The sequence below is a fragment of the Campylobacter sp. RM19072 genome (assembly GCF_024723485.1).
In the GTDB taxonomy this organism is placed as follows: domain Bacteria; phylum Campylobacterota; class Campylobacteria; order Campylobacterales; family Campylobacteraceae; genus Campylobacter; species Campylobacter porcelli.
The window spans coordinates 14449-36995 of the sequence record NZ_JANQCU010000013.1 but is presented as its reverse complement, the minus strand read 5'-3'; the positions used below and the strand labels follow the sequence as shown (position 1 = coordinate 36995).

General features: G+C 33.2%; 21 protein-coding genes and 1 tRNA gene. 6 read left to right on the top strand and 16 right to left on the bottom strand.

The genetic code is table 11. The features are described from left to right. The 5 genes from CSUIS19072_RS06845 to CSUIS19072_RS06825 all read right to left on the bottom strand — a co-directional run. Positions 1–1109 (bottom strand): hypothetical protein (locus CSUIS19072_RS06845; RefSeq protein ID WP_337212172.1); only part of this gene is annotated, 1109 nt, incomplete at its 3' end. Then, positions 1106–1666 carry a DedA family protein gene (locus CSUIS19072_RS06840; RefSeq protein WP_086237149.1) on the bottom strand — a complete coding sequence of 187 codons (561 nt, stop codon included), beginning with the start codon at positions 1664–1666 and terminating at the stop codon, positions 1106–1108. The genes CSUIS19072_RS06840 and CSUIS19072_RS06845, both read right to left, overlap by 4 nt. Beyond that, positions 1666–2307 carry a lipid-binding SYLF domain-containing protein gene (locus CSUIS19072_RS06835; protein ID WP_086237150.1) on the bottom strand — a complete coding sequence of 214 codons (642 nt, stop codon included), beginning with the start codon at positions 2305–2307 and terminating at the stop codon, positions 1666–1668. Before CSUIS19072_RS06835 ends, CSUIS19072_RS06840 begins: the two co-directional genes overlap by 1 nt. Next, complete coding sequence (gene rny, locus CSUIS19072_RS06830) at positions 2297–3853, bottom strand: ribonuclease Y (RefSeq protein WP_086237151.1); 1557 nt, start codon at positions 3851–3853, stop codon at positions 2297–2299. The genes CSUIS19072_RS06835 and rny overlap by 11 nt, the downstream gene beginning before the upstream one ends. Continuing rightward, the gene (locus tag CSUIS19072_RS06825) at positions 3783–4412 is read right to left on the bottom strand and encodes a 5-formyltetrahydrofolate cyclo-ligase (protein WP_236845263.1); all 630 of its coding nucleotides are present in this window, start codon (positions 4410–4412) and stop codon (positions 3783–3785) included. The genes rny and CSUIS19072_RS06825 overlap by 71 nt, the downstream gene beginning before the upstream one ends. A gap of 60 nt (positions 4413–4472) precedes the next feature. On the opposite strand from CSUIS19072_RS06825, the gene CSUIS19072_RS06820 reads away from it, so the two are divergent. The 4 genes from CSUIS19072_RS06820 (at position 4473) to CSUIS19072_RS06805 (ending at position 7478) form a co-directional block, all read left to right on the top strand. Further along, positions 4473–5012 carry a TlpA family protein disulfide reductase gene (locus CSUIS19072_RS06820; RefSeq protein WP_086293252.1) on the top strand — a complete coding sequence of 180 codons (540 nt, stop codon included), beginning with the start codon at positions 4473–4475 and terminating at the stop codon, positions 5010–5012. Continuing rightward, positions 5012–5878, top strand: a complete 867-nt coding sequence (gene ftsY, locus CSUIS19072_RS06815; protein ID WP_086237154.1) for a signal recognition particle-docking protein FtsY — start codon at positions 5012–5014, stop codon at positions 5876–5878. Before CSUIS19072_RS06820 ends, ftsY begins: the two co-directional genes overlap by 1 nt. Before the next feature lies 1 nt (position 5879). Continuing rightward, positions 5880–7220, top strand: coding sequence for a DNA repair protein RadA (gene radA, locus CSUIS19072_RS06810; RefSeq protein WP_086293254.1), 1341 nt, complete (start codon positions 5880–5882; stop codon positions 7218–7220). 172 nt (positions 7221–7392) lie between these two features. After that, positions 7393–7478 (top strand) — tRNA-Leu (locus CSUIS19072_RS06805). A gap of 754 nt (positions 7479–8232) precedes the next feature. Here the strand turns inward: CSUIS19072_RS06805 and luxS are convergent. The 8 genes from luxS to CSUIS19072_RS06765 form a co-directional block, all read right to left on the bottom strand. After that, entirely contained in the window at positions 8233–8736 is a 504-nt protein-coding gene (luxS, locus tag CSUIS19072_RS06800; RefSeq protein ID WP_086237156.1) for an S-ribosylhomocysteine lyase, read from the bottom strand. A 38-nt stretch (positions 8737–8774) separates the two neighbouring features. Further along, a complete protein-coding gene (locus CSUIS19072_RS06795; protein WP_086237157.1) occupies positions 8775–9263 on the bottom strand; it encodes a flavodoxin in 489 nt (162 codons plus the stop codon). Positions 9264–9265: 2 nt separating this feature from the next. Next, positions 9266–9577 carry a DUF2325 domain-containing protein gene (locus CSUIS19072_RS06790; RefSeq protein WP_086237158.1) on the bottom strand — a complete coding sequence of 104 codons (312 nt, stop codon included), beginning with the start codon at positions 9575–9577 and terminating at the stop codon, positions 9266–9268. Between the two features lie 271 nt (positions 9578–9848). Next, entirely contained in the window at positions 9849–10691 is an 843-nt protein-coding gene (locus CSUIS19072_RS06785) for a 1-aminocyclopropane-1-carboxylate deaminase/D-cysteine desulfhydrase (RefSeq protein WP_086293256.1), read from the bottom strand. Beyond that, positions 10681–11667, bottom strand: coding sequence for an OmpA family protein (locus tag CSUIS19072_RS06780; protein WP_086237160.1), 987 nt, complete (start codon positions 11665–11667; stop codon positions 10681–10683). Before CSUIS19072_RS06780 ends, CSUIS19072_RS06785 begins: the two co-directional genes overlap by 11 nt. After that, positions 11667–13040, bottom strand: a complete 1374-nt coding sequence (locus tag CSUIS19072_RS06775) for a MotA/TolQ/ExbB proton channel family protein (protein ID WP_086293258.1) — start codon at positions 13038–13040, stop codon at positions 11667–11669. Before CSUIS19072_RS06775 ends, CSUIS19072_RS06780 begins: the two co-directional genes overlap by 1 nt. A gap of 86 nt (positions 13041–13126) precedes the next feature. Beyond that, positions 13127–14191, bottom strand: coding sequence for a class II fructose-bisphosphate aldolase (gene fbaA, locus CSUIS19072_RS06770; protein ID WP_086293260.1), 1065 nt, complete (start codon positions 14189–14191; stop codon positions 13127–13129). A gap of 12 nt (positions 14192–14203) precedes the next feature. Beyond that, the gene (locus CSUIS19072_RS06765) at positions 14204–15016 is read right to left on the bottom strand and encodes a peptidylprolyl isomerase (RefSeq protein WP_086293262.1); all 813 of its coding nucleotides are present in this window, start codon (positions 15014–15016) and stop codon (positions 14204–14206) included. Between the two features lie 109 nt (positions 15017–15125). On the opposite strand from CSUIS19072_RS06765, the gene nth reads away from it, so the two are divergent. Further along, positions 15126–15749, top strand: a complete 624-nt coding sequence (gene nth, locus CSUIS19072_RS06760) for an endonuclease III (protein ID WP_086237164.1) — start codon at positions 15126–15128, stop codon at positions 15747–15749. Here nth and CSUIS19072_RS06755 read toward each other — a convergent pair. From CSUIS19072_RS06755 to ispG, 3 genes are all read right to left on the bottom strand, one after another. After that, positions 15739–17757 carry a motility associated factor glycosyltransferase family protein gene (locus CSUIS19072_RS06755; RefSeq protein ID WP_086293264.1) on the bottom strand — a complete coding sequence of 673 codons (2019 nt, stop codon included), beginning with the start codon at positions 17755–17757 and terminating at the stop codon, positions 15739–15741. The genes nth and CSUIS19072_RS06755 overlap by 11 nt on opposite strands. A gap of 232 nt (positions 17758–17989) precedes the next feature. Further along, positions 17990–19387, bottom strand: coding sequence for a replicative DNA helicase (locus CSUIS19072_RS06750; protein WP_086293266.1), 1398 nt, complete (start codon positions 19385–19387; stop codon positions 17990–17992). Beyond that, entirely contained in the window at positions 19380–20441 is a 1062-nt protein-coding gene (gene ispG / locus CSUIS19072_RS06745; RefSeq protein WP_086293268.1) for a flavodoxin-dependent (E)-4-hydroxy-3-methylbut-2-enyl-diphosphate synthase, read from the bottom strand. Before ispG ends, CSUIS19072_RS06750 begins: the two co-directional genes overlap by 8 nt. A gap of 268 nt (positions 20442–20709) precedes the next feature. On the opposite strand from ispG, the gene CSUIS19072_RS06740 reads away from it, so the two are divergent. Then, positions 20710–22536 (top strand): LTA synthase family protein, encoded by a 1827-nt coding sequence (locus CSUIS19072_RS06740; RefSeq protein WP_337212164.1) that lies wholly within the window; start codon positions 20710–20712, stop codon positions 22534–22536. The last annotated feature ends 11 nt before the right edge of the window (positions 22537–22547 follow it).

Genomic DNA, 22547 nt, shown 5'->3' with positions numbered 1-22547 from the left:
TCTGACAAAATATCGCTAAATTTAACTGAATTATTAAAGATTATCTCACTATTTTGGATATTGGATTTAAATTTGCTCACATAGCCATTGCCATTTTGTATTAACACCCCATTGCTGATTAAAAATTTTTCATATATGGATATAAACTCTAATCCTTTTATATGAGAAATTGGCTTGTAGGCTATAAATTCCCCATTTAAATTTAATCCCTTTAAGCTTTGATTGTCTATTAATATATCAAATTTTAGCTCCAAAAGATCTCTAATAGTAAGATTATCCACGACTATCTCTGGTTTACTTATAATGAAATTTTTATAATTACTTGTGCTTATATTTTTTAATATAATTTTTGAGCTAATATCATCAAAAGCTATGCCATTTACCATAATATATTTAGCCGTTAAATCAGTAAAAATATCTGCTAAGTTATAAGCGTTTATTTTTGAGTTTAATCTAATATTTTCGCTTGTTAGATTGATAAAATTTATATTTGAGCTTAAATTATCAATTAATAATTTTAAATTACTAGGATTTAGAGCATATGGATTAAAATCTGCAAAATCAACACCATCAATATACTCAATCTCGCTAAAAATACCACTCATATCAACATTAATATTATCAAATTCAAATTTAGCTTTATCAAGATTTGCTTTTATGAAATATAGCTTTTTGCTATCCATAATGCTATTAATAGAGATATTTGAAAATTTAATAGAGCTATGATGTTGAATAATTTGAATTGGCGATATATCTGCTTGAATATGGATTTTGCCCCCATATAGCGGAATATTTAGACTAAATTTAGCCAAATTAACACTATCTTGTGATAAATCCTTAATATCTCCATTAATTTTAAATCCATTAAATATAAAAAGAGGGTTATAACTACTACTCATATCTATATCTAAATCAAAATCTTTATATTGAAGTCTAAAATTTAAACTATTAGAAAGTATGGAGCTATTTTTATTTACACTATCTATTTTAAATTCTTTGATATTTTGAAGCTTAGCTAGTGCTGAATTTAGCATATGGTTTGAAAATATATAAGCAAACCCATATAATCCAATCAATAAAATAGATATTATAAATATCAGCTTTTTCATCTTTTTTTAGTAGCCCAGCTAAAATATAGCCATATAAGACCAAGCAAAATAAACAAAAATATAGGAATGATATAGCCATGATCGCCAAAATATGATGTAAATCTCGATATAAATTCTCCCGCATAATAGCTAAGCAATCCTAAGCTAATCGACCATATAGCAGAGCAAATAGCGTTAATGATAGCAAATTTAATCAAGCTATATTTGGTTAGACCAATAGCTAAAGGCACTAAAGTTTTTAGCCCGTAAATATATTTTTTGATAAAAATAATCTTATCGCCATATTTTTTAAATAAAATTTGAGCTAAAGCAAGTTTTCGTTTATGTGATTTAAAATATGGCATTACAGAGCTTTTATTATATCTTCCCATATATACTAAAATCATATCTCCGATGAAGTTTGCCACTGCGGCAATTATAATTGATAGAGTTAAACTCATACTACCTTCAAAGCTAAGCAATCCAGCACCAATTATAGCCACCATTCCCCCACCAAGGCTATATAAAAATAGTATCAAATATCCATAAGTAGAAAGATTTGCTAAAATATCTTGCATTATTTCACCACCGATACGGCTTGTAATAGCTGTCTATAGCCATATGAATTGGGGTCAAATTTAACCTTATCATCAACCGTGATTACAGACCCACCAAGATTCGCACCTGCGAAAAAGCCTGTATTATTTGTATAAGCATAAATATCGCTAAACCCAATATCACTCATAGTACCGCTATTTACCCCATAATCCATAAAGCTAACTGATGTGCTAGCACTAAGCGTGAGCTTATTATCGTAAATATCTTTTATTATCGCCCTATTCATCACATACATCACAATAAAATTATTCTCATATCCAGCTTGTAATCCAATAGTAGCACCCCCAAGTCTTACTGGCACTACGCTATAGCTGCTATTTTGATGATATAAGGTCCTATCATCTATATACTCTTTTGAATCCTCATCACGCACAAGCATAACCCCACGACCCACCGTCGCCCCAAGGATAAATCCAGCCTTAACAAAAGTAGGAAAAACTATAATAGCAGATGAATTTATAATAATTGATTGCGGTATTTTGTTAGTTCGATTAATTAAATTATAGGCATTTGCACTATCTAAAAGTCTCTCATCGCTAGCATGTAAGCCTAGGCTAATAAAAATTAGACAAATAATCTTTATTAATACTCTATTTCGCATACTCTACAGCCCTTAATTCTCGTATTACATTTACTTTGATTTCCCCTGGATATTGCATTTTACTCTCTATCTCTTCAGCAATCTCTTTAGCTAAAAGCACAGCCTCATCATCATTGACCAACTCCGCATTAGCAATAACCCTTATCTCGCGACCAGCATTTATAGCGTAGGCATTTTTAATACCTTCTTTGGAATTTGCTATATTCTCTATCTCTTCAACTCTTTTTAAAAAGCTCTCAAGCACCTCTCTTCTAGCACCAGGGCGTGCTGCAGATAACGCATCAGCAGCACAAACTGCCGCACACTCCACGCTTAGAGCCTCTTCGTGTCCGTGGTGAGCATAAATAGCATTAATCACAACTGGATGCTCTTTATAACGCTTACAAATTTCGGCACCTAAATCGACATGGCTACCTTGATACTCATGCGTTAATGCCTTGCCAATATCGTGTAATATACCAGCTCTAATGGCAAGCTTCTCGTCTCCACCAGTTTCAGCAGCTATAATTCCCGCTAAATGAGCAACCTCAAGGCTATGAGCTAGAGCATTTTGACCATAACTAGCTCTAAATTTCATCTTGCCAATTAGTTTTACAATCTCTGGATGAACTTTGGTAATTCCTAAATCAATTAAGATATTTTCGCCCTCTTCTAAAATACTAGCCTCAAATTCCTCGCAAACTTTTTGATGAATTTCCTCTATTCTAGCTGGTTGGATTCTCCCATCTTCAACTAATAGTTCAATTACCCTAGTAGCAATGGCCCTACGATATAAATTAAAGCTTGAAAGCACAATAGCATGCGGTGTATCATCTATTATTACATCAACTCCAAGCACCATCTCAAGGGTTTTGATATTGCGTCCCTCTTTGCCTATAATCCTACCTTTTAACTCATCATTTTTAATATCAACTACATTGATTAATCTCTCAGCAGCGAACTCTCCAGCAAATCTACTAGTAGCTTGAGCTAGGATATAATTAGCCTTTTTCTTAGCCTCTCTTTTTGCCTCTTCTTCATATTTTCTAACGATATGAGCTATATCGGCACGGCTTTTTTCTTCAACTTTTTTAAGCACCAACTCTCTAGCTTCTTCTTGGGTTAAACCAGCCATACGCTCCATAGTTTTTAGCATTTCATCAATCTTTTCTTGATAGCTATTTTTTAAATTTAAACCCTCTTCATATAACGCTTTGGCTCTATTTTGGCTTAATTCTAAATCACTTTTAGCACTATCTAAATTCTCTTTTTCAAAGAGCAAATTTTGCTCTTTTTTAGCTATTTCATCGAATTTTTGGTTATACTCTTTTTGGAGTTTGCTCCCCTTTTCTTCATATCTTTTTTTAACCTCAAATTCAGCCTCGCTAACCTTAACTTTAGCATCTTTTAAAATGCCTTCAGCCTCAAATTCAATTGCTTTTGCTTTTGCTTTTGCCTGCTCTACTAAAATATTATAGTTGGCATCATTTATCTTTTTAGATATTAGCCAACCTCCTCCAGCTCCAAAAATCAAGCCTCCTAACCCTATTAATGACATCTCTATCATAACATACCTTTTTTATATATTTTTTAGTAGGTGTAAGATAAAAGTCAGCACAAACATCGTGTGCGTCACAAATTTTATAATCAACATACATATCTTTTATACTTACAAACACAATAACCGGTCTATAACCTAGATTATCAAAAAACCTATCATAAAACCCAGCTCCGTGCCCTACTCTACCCATATTAGCATCTACTGCGATAACTGGCACTATAGCCATATCTATATCTTTTTTATAAGCATTTGAGTTCATTGCTTCTTTAATACCAAATTTAGATACTTTAAAGGGCAAACGCAATTTTACCATTTTTAAACTTTTATCTACCATAAATGGGACAAATATTGTGCAATTTTTTGCTATTTTTCGCCTAAGCTTAATCAAATTTGGCTCCATTTTCATAGGAGTAAAAATAAGCAAATTCTTTACTTTATACAGCTTAATAAGCCTTAAAATATCCAAATTAACCCTATTTTTATAGCAGTTAGCCACTCTTTTAGACTCCTTATTCAGAGCCAATTTTGCTACTTTTCTACAAGTTTGTTTATCAAATTTAACCATAATATTAATCTTTATTTAGTATAATTTTGGCAATTTTACCAAAAAATATAGGAAAATATAATGAAATTTAAAATCTTTCTAGCAGCAGCTTTATTAGCTATTTTAACAGGTTGCAACAACACTTCAAACGAAGAGTCAAATCCAACTTCAGTAATAGAAGCAGACTATTCAAAACCATTTAAACTTACATTAAATGATGGCAGTGAGTTAAAAATGCAAAAAAAAGATAACGGCTATGACTTTAATATCAAGGATAAAGCTATATTTTTAAATTTCTTTGCCACTTGGTGCCCACCTTGTAAGGTAGAGATCCCATATCTTGTATCGCTTCAAGAGAAATTTAAAGATAAACTTCAAATCATCGGTGTATCAGTTGAGGCCTTAAGCCTAGAGCAAGCAAATGAATTTAAAGAGCTACTAAATATCAACTACCCAATTGCATACACAGATGAAAATCAATATTTAATCTCATCGCTTGGCGGCGTGGTTGGAATTCCATTTAGCATTTTATACTATCCAAATGGCAAATTTGCTACTTCTTATAGCGGATTGGTGCCGATTGAGATGCTAGAAAATGATATTAAAAAGGTTATTGAGTAATGTTTAGCTTTCTTAAAAAAGGGCTTGAAAAGACCCTTAATACATTTACAAAATCTAAACCAAAAGATAAAAAAATAACTAAAGATATTCTTGAAGAGCTTCTATTAGAAGCCGATGTTCCATATGAAATAGCCCAAGAGATAATCTACTATCTACCTCCTAGAGATGTAGTAGATAGGGCCGATCTAGCTAGAGTTATGCAAACATACTTTATGTATGATAATAAAAGTGTGGAGGCAAAGCCTTTTGTGATGATGATTTTAGGCGTAAATGGTGCGGGCAAAACAACCACAATAGCAAAATTAGCAAATTTATTCAAATCCAGCTCAAAAAACGTAATTTTAGGCGCTAGCGATACATTTAGAGCTGGAGCCATAGAGCAGCTACGCCAATGGGCTAATAAGCTTGAAGTCCCTATAATCGCCTCAAATCAAGGTCACGACCCAGCCGCTGTAGCCTATGATACCATCAGCTCAGCTGTGGCTAGAGATATGGATTATGCTATTATTGATACGGCTGGTAGGTTACAAAATCAAAAAAATTTAGCTAGTGAACTAGAGAAAATCTCAAGAATTAGCAGTAAAGCCCTAAGTGATGCTCCACACCAAAAAATTCTAATTCTAGATGGCACACAAGGTAGTGCTGGAGTAGCTCAAGCTAAGGCTTTTAATGAGATTATAAAGGTTGATGGAGTTATAATTACCAAGCTTGATGGCACAGCAAAGGGCGGTGCGTTATTTGGTATTGCTAGAGAGCTTGAGCTCCCTATTTTATATATTGGCGTTGGCGAAAGTAAAGATGATCTTATCAAATTTAGCCCAAAAGAGTTCGTAGATACCATCTGCGATGCAATATTTTTAGATTAAAATGGCAAAATCAAAGATTATTTTTGAATGCGAAGCGTGTGGTAATCAGCAAAGCAAATGGATGGGTAAATGCCCACAATGCGGAGCCTGGGAGAGCTTTATCGAGCTTAGTAGCGAGCAAGTTAAGATCTCTCAAGAGTTAGCCAAACTAACCAAAAGCACAAAAAGCGCCACACCAATATCCCAAATTCAAATTCAAAAAATAGATCGCAAATCAACTAAAGATAGCGAGTTAGACCTAGTATTAGGCGGAGGCTTGGTAAGTGGCTCTCTTATATTAATAGGCGGAAGTCCAGGAATTGGTAAATCTACACTACTACTTAAAATAGCTTCAAATTTAGCTGACAACAACCAAAAAGTGCTATATGTAAGCGGTGAAGAGAGCGCTAGTCAAATCAAGCTAAGAGCCGATCGCTTAGGTGCAAATAGTGATAATCTATTTTTACTAACTGAAATCGATCTCTCATCGATACTAGCCGAAGCGGCAAAAAATGAGTATAAAACCATAGTTATAGACTCTATCCAAACCCTATATAGCGATAAGATTAGCTCAGCTCCAGGCTCAATTTCGCAAGTTAGAGAGATCACATTTGAGCTAATGCGACTAGCTAAAAAAGATGATATTACCATATTTATTATAGGTCATATTACTAAAGAAGGCTCTATCGCCGGACCTAGAATTTTAGAGCATATGGTTGATGTGGTGCTATATTTTGAAGGGGATAGTAGTAAGGAGCTTCGCATACTTCGCGGGATTAAAAATCGCTTTGGCACTACAAGCGAAATTGGAATTTTTGAAATGCGTAGTAATGGACTAATAAGTGCTAAAGATATTAGCAGTAAATTTTTTACCCGCGGTAACGCCGTTAGTGGATCAGCTATCACTGTAACGATGGAGGGAAGTCGTGCATTAATCGTAGAAATTCAAGCCCTAGTATGCGAAAGCAACTATCCAAAAAGAAGCTCAACTGGCTTTGATAAAAATCGCTTAGATATGATTTTAGCACTTTTAGAGAGAAAATTAGAAATACCGCTTGGGCATTATGATGTGTTTATCAATGTTACTGGCGGAGTGAAGATAAATGAAACTGCGTGCGATTTAGCCGTGGTAGCTGCTATCATATCAAGCTTTCGCAATCGTCCAATATCCAAAGAGAGTATATTCATCGGTGAGCTTAGCTTAAATGGTGAGATTAGAGAGATTTTTAATCTTGATGCAAGGCTAAAAGAGGCTGTCTTTCAAAAATTTAAAAACGCTATCACGCCAAATAAGCCATTAGAAAATTACCCTATAAAAACATTTGTAGCCAAAGAGATAACGCAAGTTCTAGAGTGGATGTAGAAAATTTGGATAAATAAATTTGAATTTTAAACCAAATAAAAATGCTATTTAGAGCGGTAAATAACTTGATTATTATAAACTTTGTAGCTTAAGGCTTACAAATACAGATGAATTTATAGCCAAGATTTATAATATTTTAATCTAAATTTAGATATAATTTTTCTCTTTTTAAGCCTGAGTGGTGAAATGGTAGACACGCTAGACTCAAAATCTGGTAGGGGCAACCCTGTGTCGGTTCGAGTCCGACCTCAGGTACCACTAGTCCTTTTCCTAAGCTTTCAAAAATCACAAAAAAGCCCTTAAAAACGCAATCTAACATTAATTTAAGCTTTCATTTGACTATTTCAGTTGTTTCCATGCTAAAGGATATAATCAAATAAGTCTTAAATTCATTTTCTAATCAATAAAATGGAATTCCAAAAAAATATAAGAAAATTTTAACTTAAATAATAAAAATATCAAATAGTTAGCTTTGTATATATGTGTAGTGAGCAACTAGGCTCATAATCTAATTTTAAATAAATTTAAGGCAAATGCGTTTGATTTATGATAAGTGTAGAATTATGATAAAAGATTACAAACCAAATAAAGCTCACAAAGATAGCTCGTATAAAAGAAAAATACGGCAAAAATATCGCTGCACTAACGCAAAATGCGTATAATTGGCTACTTATGTATCAGCACGAAAAAATAATTAAATATAGCAGACTATATAAATTACGCAAAATTTAGCATTTAAATAATTAAAAAACTTCACTAAATCTTAGCAAAGCTAAACAAAAAAAGCTCTCACCGCTTATAAATTTCCTATTATTTAAATTCTTAAAAATCACAAAAGCCCTAAAATTTCAATCTAACATTAATTTAAATTTCATTATTTTCAGTTGCCTTTATCTTAAGAGCTTTGCAAAAGAATACCAAAAAATAGCAAAAGAAAATAACCAAATAAAAATTCAAAAAGCCATAAACAAATAGCTAATAAAAGTCTTAACTACATTAATCAAGCAATTTATTATTTAATATTATTAAAATCTAACTTTATAGTCTCATTATCAATATAGCTAATTCCTGAATTTAAAATATTTTGCGCTATATGCTTAGCCTCATCTAGCGAGTGCATTTTGTATGTACCGCACTGATATTTATTTAGCTCTGGAATGTTGCTTTGGCTTTTTACAGATAATACATCGCTCATAGATAGTCTCCACGCCTCTATCACTTCATCAATTTTAGGTCTTCCTATAAGACTCATATAAAACCCAGTCCTACAGCCCATCGGCGATATATCTATAATCTCAACGCTATTTGAATTTAGATGATCTCTCATAAAACCAGCAAAAAGATGCTCTAAGGTATGAATCCCTTTTTCTGGTAAAATATCTAAATTTGGCTTACAAAATCTTAGATCAAAAACGCTAATATCATCTCCTTTTGGAGTTTTCATCATCTTAGCAAGTCTAACACCAGGTGCGTTCATAATAGTATGATCTACGCAAAAACTATCAAGTAGTGGCATATTTATCCTTTATAATTTTTGCGTAATTGTATCAAAAATTAGCTGAAATTTGCTCTTATTTGCTCACACCAATTAGCAATTCTAGAATCTACTTCGTCGCCATGGTTATCAAAATCAAGCGCTAAGCCCACAAATCCACCATCTCTAGCTGCTCTTGACTCTGTAAAATCATATTTTGGAGCCTCTGTAGCACCTACAATATTTGCACCTAATTCACTACATTTATCAAACAAAATTCCCAAAGCATCGCAATATGTATCATCATAGCTAGAGCTATCGCCTATGCCAAATAGAGCTATCGTTTTTCCTTTTAAATTTAACTCAGAAAAGTCAAAAGCATCCATATCATCTTGCAAATCACCGCTTCCCCAAGTAGATGAGCCAATTATCAATTTATCAAATCCATTAATCTCATCGGCTGAAGTTTCAGATATATTTAAAACTGTATCTATACCTAAATTTGCTGCGATTTTATTTGCTGCTTCCTCTGCATTTCCCATTGAACTACCAAAAATAACTGCTGTCATATTTACCTTTCACACTTAAATTCACGATCCAAACCAAAAACTTTACAATACTCGCAATAAACACAACTCACACTTCTTTTAGCACAAACTAGCTTTATATTGCGTTTTTTAGCTTCAGATTTTATCTTTTTCATCGTGTTATGATTTAAAAAACTCGTCAGCATAACCACGCACTCCACCTCTTGTGGGATCGGTTTGCGATTTACTCTATTTTCATTTCTTGCATCCCAGTGCTCTATCTTGCTGACACCTAACCCTTGTAAAACTGCTTTAATTGGTGCTATTTCATCTGCGCCTATTACCAAGACTGACATATTTTACCTTTATAATATTTTGATAATCGTTATTATAAACTAACTATTATAAATTTAAGCTTATTTTGATTATAATTATCAAAAATAATTTTATAAAAGCTTATTTATAGACCATTTAAAGCTTTAAATTGAATTTATCTGAAATTATAATTGATATAGCGTATCAATTATACTAGCTTATTCCTCCTTATTCTATCTTATTTAATTAAGAGCTAAATTATATTATTTACTCGCAAAAAGTATATCCAAAATAAAATAACTAAATATAAATTTATATATTAAATTTGCGTTTATATCTCTCTAAAAGCGTGATATTTCCTAGCATTCCTCCTTGATGAATATATAAAATATCATTTTTAAACGCATTTAAATTTGCCATCAAAGTAAGCCACCCAACGCCATCATACAATAGCTCAAACTCCACACCACAGCTATATAAAAGCTCCTTATATATCTCATAAATTTCAGAATAAAGCTTACCAAAGTGATATTTTCTAGGTGGATTTATGATATTAACCTTGCTTAATGGATCAAGTGCTAAAATCTGCTTTTTTAGATAATGGCTATCACCTACACAAGGAGTAGTCCATACGCTCATATCACTTAAATTTTTAGCCAAAAATGCCGCACTACACCCAGTCCCACTAGGCAAAAATATATCAAATTTTATATCATTTTTCTTAGCAAAATCTACAATTATCCTAGCTTGATCCTGAAATCCCATCTCAGCTTCACTCATAGCCACCCCTTCTGGGATGAAAATATCCCTACTTTTGCACTCATTTTGTGCTGATTTAAGCGGATTTTTGCTAATGCGAATATCCATACCATTTTTTAGTGCTGCAGCGTAGTTCCCACAAGGATTATTAAGCAAAAAATCGCAAATATGGTGAGTAAAATATATAAATTTAATACCACGCAACTTAGCCAAAACGCTGATAGAATACATAGCATTTGACTGGCTTGAGCCATATGAGATAATGCGATTTGCTAAATTTGAGTTTAAAAAGTAGGCTAATTTCCTAGCTTTATTTCCATTAAATTCTCCGCCTATTAAGTCATCACGCAAAATCCAAAATCTACGCCCCCTAAAACAAATCGGCTCAATTTGCACGATGACTTAAAACCTTATCGATAAAATATTTAGAGTCTTTTAAATCAAATTTAATATTTACTCTAAAGCTTGCCGCTGGGTCTTCAACGCCATCTTTTAATACTATTTGACTATTACTTTTACCAACTGCAATCATATATTTACTTAAATTTGAATCTTTATAGGTTGCATAGGCAAATTTCATAATCTCCAAAGCTCTTTTTTGCGATAAATCAAGATTATGAAGATACCCACCATCGCTATCGGTATGGCATTCAATGGTAATATTGCTAATATTTTCTATAATATCAGGCGATAAAATATAGTCCAAATATACCTTAAATATGCGTCTTAAATCAAATTTCGCATCATCTCTAATAGCTGTAGAATTAATATTAAAAATCTTAGCCGCACTCATACTAACATCGGCACTTTTTAAATCTATTTGTGCCATATTACCAAGTTTATTTTTCAAAGCAAGTGCGATATTTTCTCTAATTTTTGCATAATTTTCTAAATTTTTTCTTGTAGTTTCAATATCTTTTTGAAGTATCTCAATCTCGCTATCTTTTTGCTCAATTTCAATTTTTAAATTACTAATCTCCTCATCTTGACTATCAATTTGTGTGATTAATTCATCATTTTTTAGACTAATTACATCTAGGCTATTATTTATTATCGCAGATGATTTAGATAATTCTGAATTTAAATTATTATAATATTTTTCTATATTTACGCCATCTGGGCTTGATTTTAGCTTAGCAATAAAGCTTTTGATACTATCATGCTTTTTATTTAGCTCTTTATTTGCCGCATTTAAAGAAGCGATATTGTCATTTAAATCCTTTTGTAAATATACTAATTCAGAAGCTAAAATAGAGTACCTAATAACCACTACGCCAACTATAAGCACAAATACAAAAAACAGCCCAGTCATAAGCCCAGCAAAACTAAGCCAAAAGCTTGATTTTTCATCATTTGATATATCGATTTTCATTAATCATTCTTTTCATCAATTGATTTATTATCTACTTCAGCACTCTCATCAATGGATTTTGATAGGCTCTCATAATCTGTTTTTTCTAATTTTTCAAGAGCTATATTTGCCTCATTATCAATCTCTTGAATGCTCTTTTTAAGCTCTTCTACGATGGCTGAGCTATTATCTTTAGTTGAGCTTTCTTCATCAAAAATATATCTAAAAGCCTGCATACCATCTATCATAGCTACTTTAAATCCATCAAGAGCGAGTTGTTGTTTTTCAAGGATATTTATGCTAAATTCCTCTAAAGAACGCTCAAATTTCATAATATTCATACCAAGATCATTTACACTCTTATCAAGTTTAGCTACACGCTCATCGCTAATGCTTTGCAATCTTGTATAGTTTTCACTCCACCTAATTTGCAACTCTTTAATATTATTATTAAATAAATTTAAAACATTAATGATCTCTGCGTGAATTTTAATCATATCTTTTTGATCTCTTTGAGATTTAATAAGCATTCCCATAGTCTGCTTAATATGCTCACTACTTACTTTGACGGCATCTTCTTCTGTTTTAAGTAGTTTAGTAAAATTATCAAATTTTCTCTCTATCACATTATCAAGCTCTTTAAAAAATTCTTGTTTGCTAACATAATCAAATATCACACCAATCTTCTCAAAACTTCCTAATGTCTCTTGCATATATCTTTGTTGTATCTCTTGATCTGTCCAAAAAAACGCTATTGTAGCATTCTTTTGCCTAGCGATTAATTTTTCAAATCTACTCATACCAAATCTTTCAAAAAATAGCCACCAAAGTGTTAAAAATACCCCATAAGCACAAAGATAAAATGAAGCCCCAATACCAGCAAATAGCTTAGTAATCTCACTCTCCAAGCTAAGCATATCAGCCGAGCTAAGAGTAGGCATAGAAATAGCAATACTTAAAAATGTCCCAAAGATACCAAGCATAGGAAAAACCCCAGTTGCTATAGTTGCGAAATTATCATTTCTAACATCTTTTGAATATCTTAGCGAAAACTCATCAAAGCTACCATTTGACTTTCTATCCTTGCCAATTGTAAGAAGAGTTTTTATAATATAATTTTTTAACTCTTTTTTAAAAATATCCTTTTTTTGCTCAAATAAACAGCACCCAAGCTCAGCACTATGTCTAGCAAAGATTAAGGCTATCACAAGCATAATTCCCATTATTATGACAATATCAAGTCCTACATTAAGCTTTATCACATCAAAATAACAAAGCAAACAAGCAATATAAACTAAAACTGGTAATAAAACTATCTTAAAATATACAAATTTACTCTGTCTATTTCCACCTTCAGGCAGAGATATTTCACCAAGTTCGCTCTCTTTTTCCATTTAAATTTCCTTTAATTTACACTAAGCTTAACCATCAAAAATAGCTAAGCTTAATGCTATTTAGCCAAAAATTTGGCTAAATAGACTTAGTTTTTATTTATACAATTAAGATTTTCGTAAGCTTCTAAAAGCCTTTTTACCATACTCTCTTCGCCACATCTTAGCCATTTTCTTGGATCATAATACTTCTTATTTGGCTTATCGCTACCTTCAGGATTTCCAATTTGCCCTTGAAGATAACCATGATTTTTAGCCTCATACTCACGCACACCATCCCAAAAAGCCCACTGAGTATCAGTATCTATATTCATCTTAATCACACCATAGCTTACTGCTGCTTTAATATCAGCAAGTTCACTACCGCTACCGCCATGAAATACGAAATTTACTGGCTTATTATCGTTTGTGTTAAATTTAGATTTAATATACTCTTGAGAGTTTTTTAAGATCTCTGGTCTAAGCACCACATTACCTGGTTTATAAACTCCATGGACATTACCAAAGCTAGCTGCAATGCTAAATTTATCGCTAATTTCACCAAGGGTTTGATAAGCTAAAGCCACATCTTCTGGCTGAGTGTATAAAAGAGCGTTATCTACATTTGTATTATCCACTCCATCTTCTTCGCCGCCAGTCACGCCAAGCTCAATCTCAAGAGCAATACCAAGATCACTTAGTGTTTTAAGATATTTTTGGCAAGTTGCGATATTCTCCTCTAATGGCTCTTCGCTAAGATCTAGCATATGAGAGCTAAATAGAGGGATACCACAACTTTTTATATTTTCACGACTAACATCTATAAGAGCGTCAATCCAAGGCAAGAGCTTTCTAGCGGCGTGATCTGTGTGTAAAACCACGGCAACACCATAAGATTTTGCTAGTAAATGGACTTGCTTGGCTCCAGCTATAGCACCTAAAACATCGCCATTAGGGCAAGTCTTACCAGCATAATAGCTCGCACCGCCATTGCTAAATTGGATAATAACAGGCGAATTTGCTATCTTAGCTGCTTCCATTACAGCATTTATAGAGTGGCTTCCTACGACATTAACCGCAGGAATAGCAAAGCCCTCACTCTTGGCATACTCATATAATTTGCTAAGATCATCGCCCCAGACTACACCAGGTTTTACGATATTTAATACTCCCATATCATACCCCTATTATTTATATTCTACTTTTGCACCCTGTCTTAGCTTATCCATTTTTTCTTGCATTACGGTTTTAAATTGTTCGCTTCTTAGCTGCTCTTCGATATTGTTTTTAACCTTATCATAAGCTACTGTGGTTTTGGCTTTTGAGTCCTCTTTTAAGATTACATGATAGCCAAATTCGCTCTTAACTGGTTTTATAGTGATTGTTCCATTTTTTAAGCCAAACGCAGCCTTGCTAAATGCTGGGACCATTCTTGATTCATCAAACCAGCCTAGCTCGCCGCCATTTGCAGCACTACCTCTATCTATCGATTTGGTTTTAGCTAATTCGCTAAATTTAGCTGTTAAAGCATCTCCTTTTAGCCCTTTTAATTGAGCGATTATATTCTCAGCTTCTTTTTGAGTCTCTACTAGGATATGTTTTGCTTTTGCTTGGGCTGGACTTACAAAGATTGTCTCTTTATTTTTTTCATAAAATGCCTTCACATCGGCATTTGATACTTTGATTTTTTTATACTCATTTTGCGTCCAAACATTTCTTAAGACATTATCTTGGCTAAATTTCAAAGCCTCTTGATACTCTTTTGTTTTATCAGTGCCATCCTTTTTAGCTTGTTCTAGGATTAATTCACCATTAATAGCCATTTCTAATAGCTGTTTTTTCATCTGTTCTGGAATTTTATCAAAATCAGCACCATGTGCACCAAGCAAAGGGACTAAATCTTTATCACTAATCTCTTTGCCATTTACAGTAGCAAGTACCGCTGCATTTAAACTCACACTAGCTGCTAATATAGGAGCTAGAAATATACCTTTTTTCATCTATTTTCCTTCTGTTAAATTTTAAAGATAAGTTGGGTATTATACAATAAATTTAATTATATGTTATTGAATTTAGATTATATTTTTTATGTTTTGTTATAATTTAAAAATGAGAAGTAAAAGAGATATAAATGAGATTAAGGCTCTATTTTTAGAGCATTTTAATGGTGCTAAGACGGAGCTACATTTTAATAATTTGTATGAGCTTTTAGTAGCTGTAATGCTATCAGCACAATGTACTGACAAAAGAGTAAATTTGATAACTCCAGCACTTTTTAAAGAGTATCCAGATATTAGCTCCTTAGCAAAGGCTAATCTATCAAGCTTAAAGCTACTTATAAATAGCTGTAGCTTTTTTAATAATAAAGCTGAGAATTTAATCAAGATGGCAAATTCAGTTATAAATGATTTTAATGGCGAAATTCCACTTGATGAAAAGAGCTTAGTAAAGCTTGCAGGCGTAGGGCAAAAGACCGCTCATGTAGTATTAATAGAGTATCAAAACGCAAATTTAATGGCGGTTGATACTCATGTATTTAGGGTATCTCATAGACTTGGACTAAGTAGTGCTAAAACTCCACAAGCTACAGAAATAGACCTAGTAAAAGCATTTAAAACCAATCTAAACACTCTCCACCAAGCCATGGTATTACATGGTCGCTACACATGTAAGGCTATAAAGCCAAATTGCGATGGGTGCTTTTTAAAAGAGCTTTGTAAAGCTAAGATATAAGCTCCTCATTCCAAGCTTTGAGCGATTCTGTCATCGCATCTCTTGTAGCTTCCATCATACCAGCTAGACTGAAAAAATAGTATCCGTGCTGCTTGACATACTCAAAAATTTTCTTATCTTTATCATTTTTAGTTCTCTCAGGACGCACCATCAACTCGCCAAATTCCATCTCTTGGTGTAAGCAAAAGTTATTTGTCACATGATAGTATGCCCCATCAAATATCTCATCACTTTTTAAATTATGCTTAAACCTATCAATTCTCTCTTTTAACTCATAAAATTTAGGATAATGCGGCTCCTTACCACGACTAATCTCTCTATTTGCATTCTCTACAGCTTTACTAATCTTTTTAAATAGCTCTTCGCAAAGCTTTTGCTTTTCTATACCGTATTTGATAAAGCTCTCTACTAGCTCTTTTTGCGATTTTACCTTAGATTTGGCTACTTCTATGCCAACTGGCTTAGGTCTTATAACGCTTTTTGTGGTATTTTCAGCTAAAATTTCATCTACTAGCTCACTAAATGGCTTTTCGATCATTCCGTGAATTCTAGCTCCACCTTCAGTGGCGTTATAGACTTTGAATTTATAATCATAATGAGCTGGCTCCATCATCGACTCAAAATACCCACGGAAAAAATTCCACACATCAGTGCTTTTAACCTCGCCAACTCCGCCATATGCGATAGCCGTTTGCGGTCTTTGCCTAGCATTTGGATTTATCGTTATAGTTCCATCTTCTTTTATATAGTTTTCAAACATATTCCCCTTAGCGTGGCTAGAGCCATCTTTAGCAAAGGCAAGGTCTTGCCCTATAAATATAATTCTTTCGCACTTAAGCCTAAGAGCCATATCAAAAGCAAAGTGTGCTGAGCTAGGTCCTTTACACATAAATGGAATTTCATCTTTTAAAAGAAATTCAAATCTAATTGGTCTATGGGCGTAGGTGCGATTTCTACCTTCTAAATTTTTGCTAGTTTGTGGGTGGGTTAGAGATGCTGCCATAAATATTATATCATCATCAAATTGGCTTGGCTGACTTTGGAAAAATTCGCTAGTCTTCTCAACTCTCTCCATCGTAGTTACGAAATCAGGCTTTATCCCATTTAATTTTAACACATGATAAGAGGCATCTGGGATAAGGATTAATGCGTGTGGAGCTACCTTTCTTAAAAGCTCAATTTGCTTATTTAGACTAGGTCCAGTTGAAGCTATAATGGCGGTTTTATTTTTATGAATATTTAGATCAATTATATCTTGTAGTTGCAAACTACTATAGACATTAGGCATATTATATATAACATGCTTAATCCCAAGTAGATTATCATAAGCGTCATTGCCAGCATTTAGAATAATTTTAGATGATAATTCTATAATTTTTTGATTTATTCTTTTGGCTATATCGCCATAATTTTTCGCATAGTAATCGCTATATATGTGAAAATCATAATTTCTAATATTAGCTATCACTGCGTCATAATTACAAATAAGCTCTATTTGCCCATCTCTAAAGTAGCTTGGATGGACTATTATAAATCTTTCGTGGAAAATATCAGCACCAAAATCACATAGATTAAATGCGATATATATAATCTCAATCTCTGGCTCAAATACTATAATCTTCTCGTGAGTTTGATTTTGTAATAATTTAGTATAAAAATTACCATTGCCAAGACCAAAGAAAAATAGCGAAGGATATAGTGCGTATTTATCTTTAAATTCATCTAGCATTGACTTTGTATGCTCAGCTGGAGAGTGGGCGTAAATAGGCTCTTTAAGCTCTGTATTTATGATATTTATATCCAAATTTGTCTTACCTGCAAAGACATCAAATTTGCTATTGGTTTGTAAATTATAAATAGCCTTAGCTAATCTAAAATTGATAGCACTTAAAGCTACAATATTTTTCATAAAATTTGATGGAGCTCCTTCAGTTTTAAATTTTGCCTCAAGCTCCTTTTGAAACTCCCCAAATTCCGCCGCTTCAATATCTTTATCATAATCTTGCATTATATATCCTTTATGCTTTTTACTATTATACTAAATTTTATCTTAAGTATTACAACTATTTTAATTTAAGAAAAGTCAAATTTAAAAAGTTATTCACGGCTTTTTCACGCCGTGAAAATATGGTTAAAATACCTTAAATACGCACTTTAAGCTTAAAAAAATAAGAAATTTAATTTATATTATTTTAAGCATATTTATGAATTTATATAAATATGTGAATAAACCAATTAATCTATCCTTCAAATGTTGATATTTCCACTGGGTGATTGTGCGATTTCTCCACAAAACGAGTATAAGGCGATTGAAATACCAGCTCTATAGTGCCAGTAGGTCCATTTCTATTTTTACCAATTATTATCTCTGCACTCTCTTCAGTTTTATTTCTGCTAAATTGCGGTTTATACTCCTTGCCTTCTAGCTTTGCTTTTTGCTCTTTTTCACGCTCTTCTTGCTCTAAATAGACATCATTTCTATAGACAAAAAGTATAGTATCAGCGTCTTGCTCAATCGCTCCAGACTCCCTTAAATCGCTTAGCATCGGTCGTTTATTAGCTCTTGATTCTAAGCTTCTATTAAGCTGTGAAAGTGCCACAACAGGCAAATTTAACTCCCTAGCTAATAGCTTTAATCCGCGTGAAATCTCCGCAATTTGCAAATGGCGATCGCTATAGGCTGATGAGTTGGTCATTAACCCAATATAATCAATCACGCATAATTTAATCTCTGGATGAGCGCTTTTTAGCTTTCTCATTTGAGTTCTGACTTGATGTATTGTAGCGTTGCCGCTATCATAGACAAATAGCTTTTTTTGGCTCATCATTTCACAAGCGTTATTGAGCTTTTCTATCTCATCATTATCCATATCAGAAGTCATGATATTTTGTAAATTTACTGATGTTTTCGCACTTAGCATCCTTAGCATTAATTGAGTAGCTGGCATCTCTAAAGAGAAAAATACAACACCTAAATTTTGATCTAATACCTTTTGGACTACATTTAGCACAAATGCCGTTTTCCCCATACCAGGACGAGCTGCGATAACTATAAGGTCTCCATTTTTAAACCCTTTTGTCTTCTCATTTAATCCTCTAAATCCAGTATCAATCCCCACTACTTCGTGATCTTTGGCTAGTTTTTGCTTACTTAACTCAGTGATTAGCTCAGTAATAATCTCTTTAGCATTTTTAATAACCCCATTACCAGCCCCATCTACAAGTGAGTATATCTCGCTGCTAATCTCATCTACCATATCCCTTCCAGGCTTATTCTCGCTCACCTTAGCAGGGATTTGGTTTGCCACTTTGACAAGGGCTCTTTTAATGGCAAATTCTCTAAGCTCTGTGGCATATTTTTTAATATCCAAGATTGAATTTGTAGTTAAAACGGCATTAAAAATCTCTTCATCAAATTTAGCCCCCAAATGCTTTTTGATAAAAGCCACATCCACTGGATCATCGCTGTTTAAACAGCTTTGCATAGCTGCAAATATATCCTCATGCCCTTTAAGATAGAAATCTTTTGGGGTGATGATATCATAAATTTCGCCTAGATTATCTTGCTCAAATAAGATCGCACTTAATATTGAGCGCTCCATATCTAGATCATATAAATTTGAGCTTACATTATCCATTTCTAACCTTTAGCTCATCATCTATCTCTTGTAAAAATCTATCTACTAATTGTGATTCGGGTAATCTAGCTACCACCTCTCCATGACGCATTATCAGCCCATTTCCCTTACCAAAAGCAATAGCCACATCAGCCCCCTTAGCCTCTCCAATAGCATTTACTATGCAGCCCATCACGCTTATATTTAGCGGTGCTGTTATGTGGGCAGTTTTTTCTTCTACTATCTTTATAGCACTTACTAAATCACTTTGGAGCCTACCGCAAGTAGGACATGAGATGATATTTAATCCGCTTCTTTGAACTCCGCTATCTTGGAGTATCGCCTTAGCTACTTTTATCTCCTCTTCAAGCTCTCCAGTAATGCTAACTCTCATAGTATCGCCAATCCCCTCCATCAAAAGCCCACCAAGTGCGATGGCTGATTTTATCGTAGCGTGAAATACCGTCCCAGCCTCGGTAACCCCTAGATGAAATGGATAATCCACCATAGGGCGAAGACTCCTATAAGCTGCCATTGTATTTGCCGTATCGCTACTTTTTAGGCTCACAGCAATATCTCTAAAGTCAAAATCCTCTAAAAGCTTAATATTATACAAAGCACTTTGTACCATCGCCTCGACGCTTCTACCATATTTTTGCTCAAACTGCTCTTCTAAGCTACCGCTATTTACGCCAATTCTTATTGGTAAATTTCGCTCTTTGCATGCATTTACGACTTTTTTTATCTTCTCTTTGCCACCGATATTACCAGGATTTATCCTAATAGCATCTACAAATTCAGCCACAGCTAAGGCGTATAAGTGGTTAAAATGAATATCAGCTACGATTGGCAATGGGCTAGATTTTTTAACCTCTTTAAGACCTTCAATATCATCTTTATTAAACACAGCACATCTCACTATATCGCACCCAGCAAAATATAGTCTATTGATCTGCTCTAAGGTCTCTTTGACATCTCTTGTTTTAGAAAATGTCATTGACTGCACGCTTATTGGTGCGTTACCGCCTATTTTTACACTACCTACTTGAATTTGTCTTGTTTTATATCTTTTCATTGTATCTACTCAAATTAATTTCAAATCAGTAAGTCTAGCTAAAATTTGATAAAAATATTGTAAAAGTTAATAAATAAAGTAGTTTTAAAGTTGGATTTAAAATTTTTAAATATAATTTATCAGTTTCATTGTAATTTTTCTAAATTCAAGGTAAAAATATGCGAAAAATTTTAACCCAAATTCTTATATTCACAGCCTTATATATGATGGTTTTTGCCATTATGAGAGCAGTTATGCTAAGTAGCATAATAGTGCCAAATAATAGCAATTGGGGGGGGTATTTCTATATGGGCTTGGGCATGATATACGGACATTTAGTGCGATATTTTTACCTCTTTTTTTATGTGGATTTCTTAGTTATTTTAGTGGGTTTATCAAATTAAATTTATCCAAAGCTTATCAAATTTTATCTAGCATTTATCTAGCCATTATCTCATTTATCGTAGCTATTTTTGCATTTATCAACTTCTACTATTATCAAATTTATCAAAACAAGATTGATATATTTATATTTGGGCTTAAAGATGATGATACAACTGCTTTATTATCTATTATTTGGAGTGATTATCCAGTGATTTTAATCCTAATAATTGCGTTAATATTCACTATTTTTTGCGTATGGATAAATGCTAAAATTTTAAAAATTAAATTTAAAAAAACCAATCAACCGCTTTGGGTATTAATAATTTGTAATCTTATCTTGCTTTATGCTTATTCCATCGCACTTCGTGGGCACCCTACCTACAACGCGCTTCGTGCCTCCACATATCAATTTAGCTCTTTTAAACCATTTAATGAGATCTCTACTAATCCCATTATGGCACTATCTTGGGCGATTAAAGAGTATAAAAATCAAGCCCACTTCCCACCTGTAAAAATGAGTAGAATTAAAGAACTTGAAGAGATTTTATTTCCGATATTTAGCACAACATCACCAAACGCAAATCACGCCAAAACCCACATACATTTTAATCTTATGGAGAGCTTTGGGCTTGGATTATTACAAGAAGATGAGCGATTAGAAAAGGAATTTTTAGGCTCACTATATAGCCATTTTCAAAGCGATTTTGTATTTAGGCGTTTTTTACCATCAACTAGTGGGACTATAGATAGCTTAAATCGCATACTATTTCAAAGCCCTATAATCAACCTTACAAGTAGCAAATTTCAAAAGACAAATCTACCTTTTACAGTCATTGATACCTATAAAAAAGCTGGTTATAGAGTGATTTTTGCTTATGCTGGAAATGCTGCTTGGTATAATATCAACTACTTCTTAAAAGCTCAAGGCGTAGATGAAATAATAGATGAAACTATACTTATAAGCCAATATCCAAACGCCAAATCATCAAAGCACCCATATGGGATAAAAGATGAGTATATGTATAATAAAATATTTGAGATATTTAATAACGCCACAACACCAACAATAGTCATCTCACTAGGGATATCAAACCATCCGCCATACTTACATAAGGGGCAAAATGAGCTAAATTTAGATCTAAATAACTCTGAGATTAATCGCTATGCTACTGATTATAAGGCACTATTAAATGCCTATAGCTACGCTAATAACAGCTTTGGAGAGTATATAAATAGAGTTAAAAATAGTAAATTTAAAGATAATATAATAATAGCAGCCACCGGCGACCACCCTAATAGAGAGTATAAATTTGATTATAAAACTGAGATAGCTTTTGGGCATAGTGTGCCGTTTTATCTATATATTCCACGAAATTTACAACACAATATCTACTACGATAAATATAGAATTGGCTCACACAAAGATATATTTCCAACCCTATACAACCTTAGCTTAAATAAGACTAAATACCTAAGTATGGGTGGTAAAAATATGCTATCTAAGCCAAGTGATGATAGATTAGAATTTGCTATGCATATAAATGTATGGGCTAATAAAGATGGAATATACCCAAACTCAAGTCCCAATGGGTATAAATTTCAAAATTATACAACATTAAAAAATAGCGACGAAGTATTTAACTTAAGCGATGATAAGGCTGAATTTCATAAACTTTATGAAGAGTTTAGCTACAGTGTATTAGCTCTAAGGCTTGGATTATCTGTAGAGTAAAGTCCGCTAAA

Coding starts and splice junctions, on each gene's coding strand:
- CSUIS19072_RS06840 (WP_086237149.1), bottom strand. CDS start 1,666: ATGCAAGATATTTTAGCAAATCTTTCTACTTATGGATATTTGATACTA.
- CSUIS19072_RS06835 (WP_086237150.1), bottom strand. CDS start 2,307: ATGCGAAATAGAGTATTAATAAAGATTATTTGTCTAATTTTTATTAGC.
- rny (WP_086237151.1), bottom strand. CDS start 3,853: ATGATAGAGATGTCATTAATAGGGTTAGGAGGCTTGATTTTTGGAGCT.
- CSUIS19072_RS06825 (WP_236845263.1), bottom strand. CDS start 4,412: ATGGTTAAATTTGATAAACAAACTTGTAGAAAAGTAGCAAAATTGGCT.
- CSUIS19072_RS06820 (WP_086293252.1), top strand. CDS start 4,473: ATGAAATTTAAAATCTTTCTAGCAGCAGCTTTATTAGCTATTTTAACA.
- ftsY (WP_086237154.1), top strand. CDS start 5,012: ATGTTTAGCTTTCTTAAAAAAGGGCTTGAAAAGACCCTTAATACATTT.
- radA (WP_086293254.1), top strand. CDS start 5,880: ATGGCAAAATCAAAGATTATTTTTGAATGCGAAGCGTGTGGTAATCAG.
- luxS (WP_086237156.1), bottom strand. CDS start 8,736: ATGCCACTACTTGATAGTTTTTGCGTAGATCATACTATTATGAACGCA.
- CSUIS19072_RS06795 (WP_086237157.1), bottom strand. CDS start 9,263: ATGACAGCAGTTATTTTTGGTAGTTCAATGGGAAATGCAGAGGAAGCA.
- CSUIS19072_RS06790 (WP_086237158.1), bottom strand. CDS start 9,577: ATGTCAGTCTTGGTAATAGGCGCAGATGAAATAGCACCAATTAAAGCA.
- CSUIS19072_RS06780 (WP_086237160.1), bottom strand. CDS start 11,667: ATGAAAATCGATATATCAAATGATGAAAAATCAAGCTTTTGGCTTAGT.
- CSUIS19072_RS06775 (WP_086293258.1), bottom strand. CDS start 13,040: ATGGAAAAAGAGAGCGAACTTGGTGAAATATCTCTGCCTGAAGGTGGA.
- fbaA (WP_086293260.1), bottom strand. CDS start 14,191: ATGGGAGTATTAAATATCGTAAAACCTGGTGTAGTCTGGGGCGATGAT.
- CSUIS19072_RS06765 (WP_086293262.1), bottom strand. CDS start 15,016: ATGAAAAAAGGTATATTTCTAGCTCCTATATTAGCAGCTAGTGTGAGT.
- nth (WP_086237164.1), top strand. CDS start 15,126: ATGAGAAGTAAAAGAGATATAAATGAGATTAAGGCTCTATTTTTAGAG.
- CSUIS19072_RS06755 (WP_086293264.1), bottom strand. CDS start 17,757: ATGCAAGATTATGATAAAGATATTGAAGCGGCGGAATTTGGGGAGTTT.
- CSUIS19072_RS06750 (WP_086293266.1), bottom strand. CDS start 19,387: ATGGATAATGTAAGCTCAAATTTATATGATCTAGATATGGAGCGCTCA.
- ispG (WP_086293268.1), bottom strand. CDS start 20,441: ATGAAAAGATATAAAACAAGACAAATTCAAGTAGGTAGTGTAAAAATA.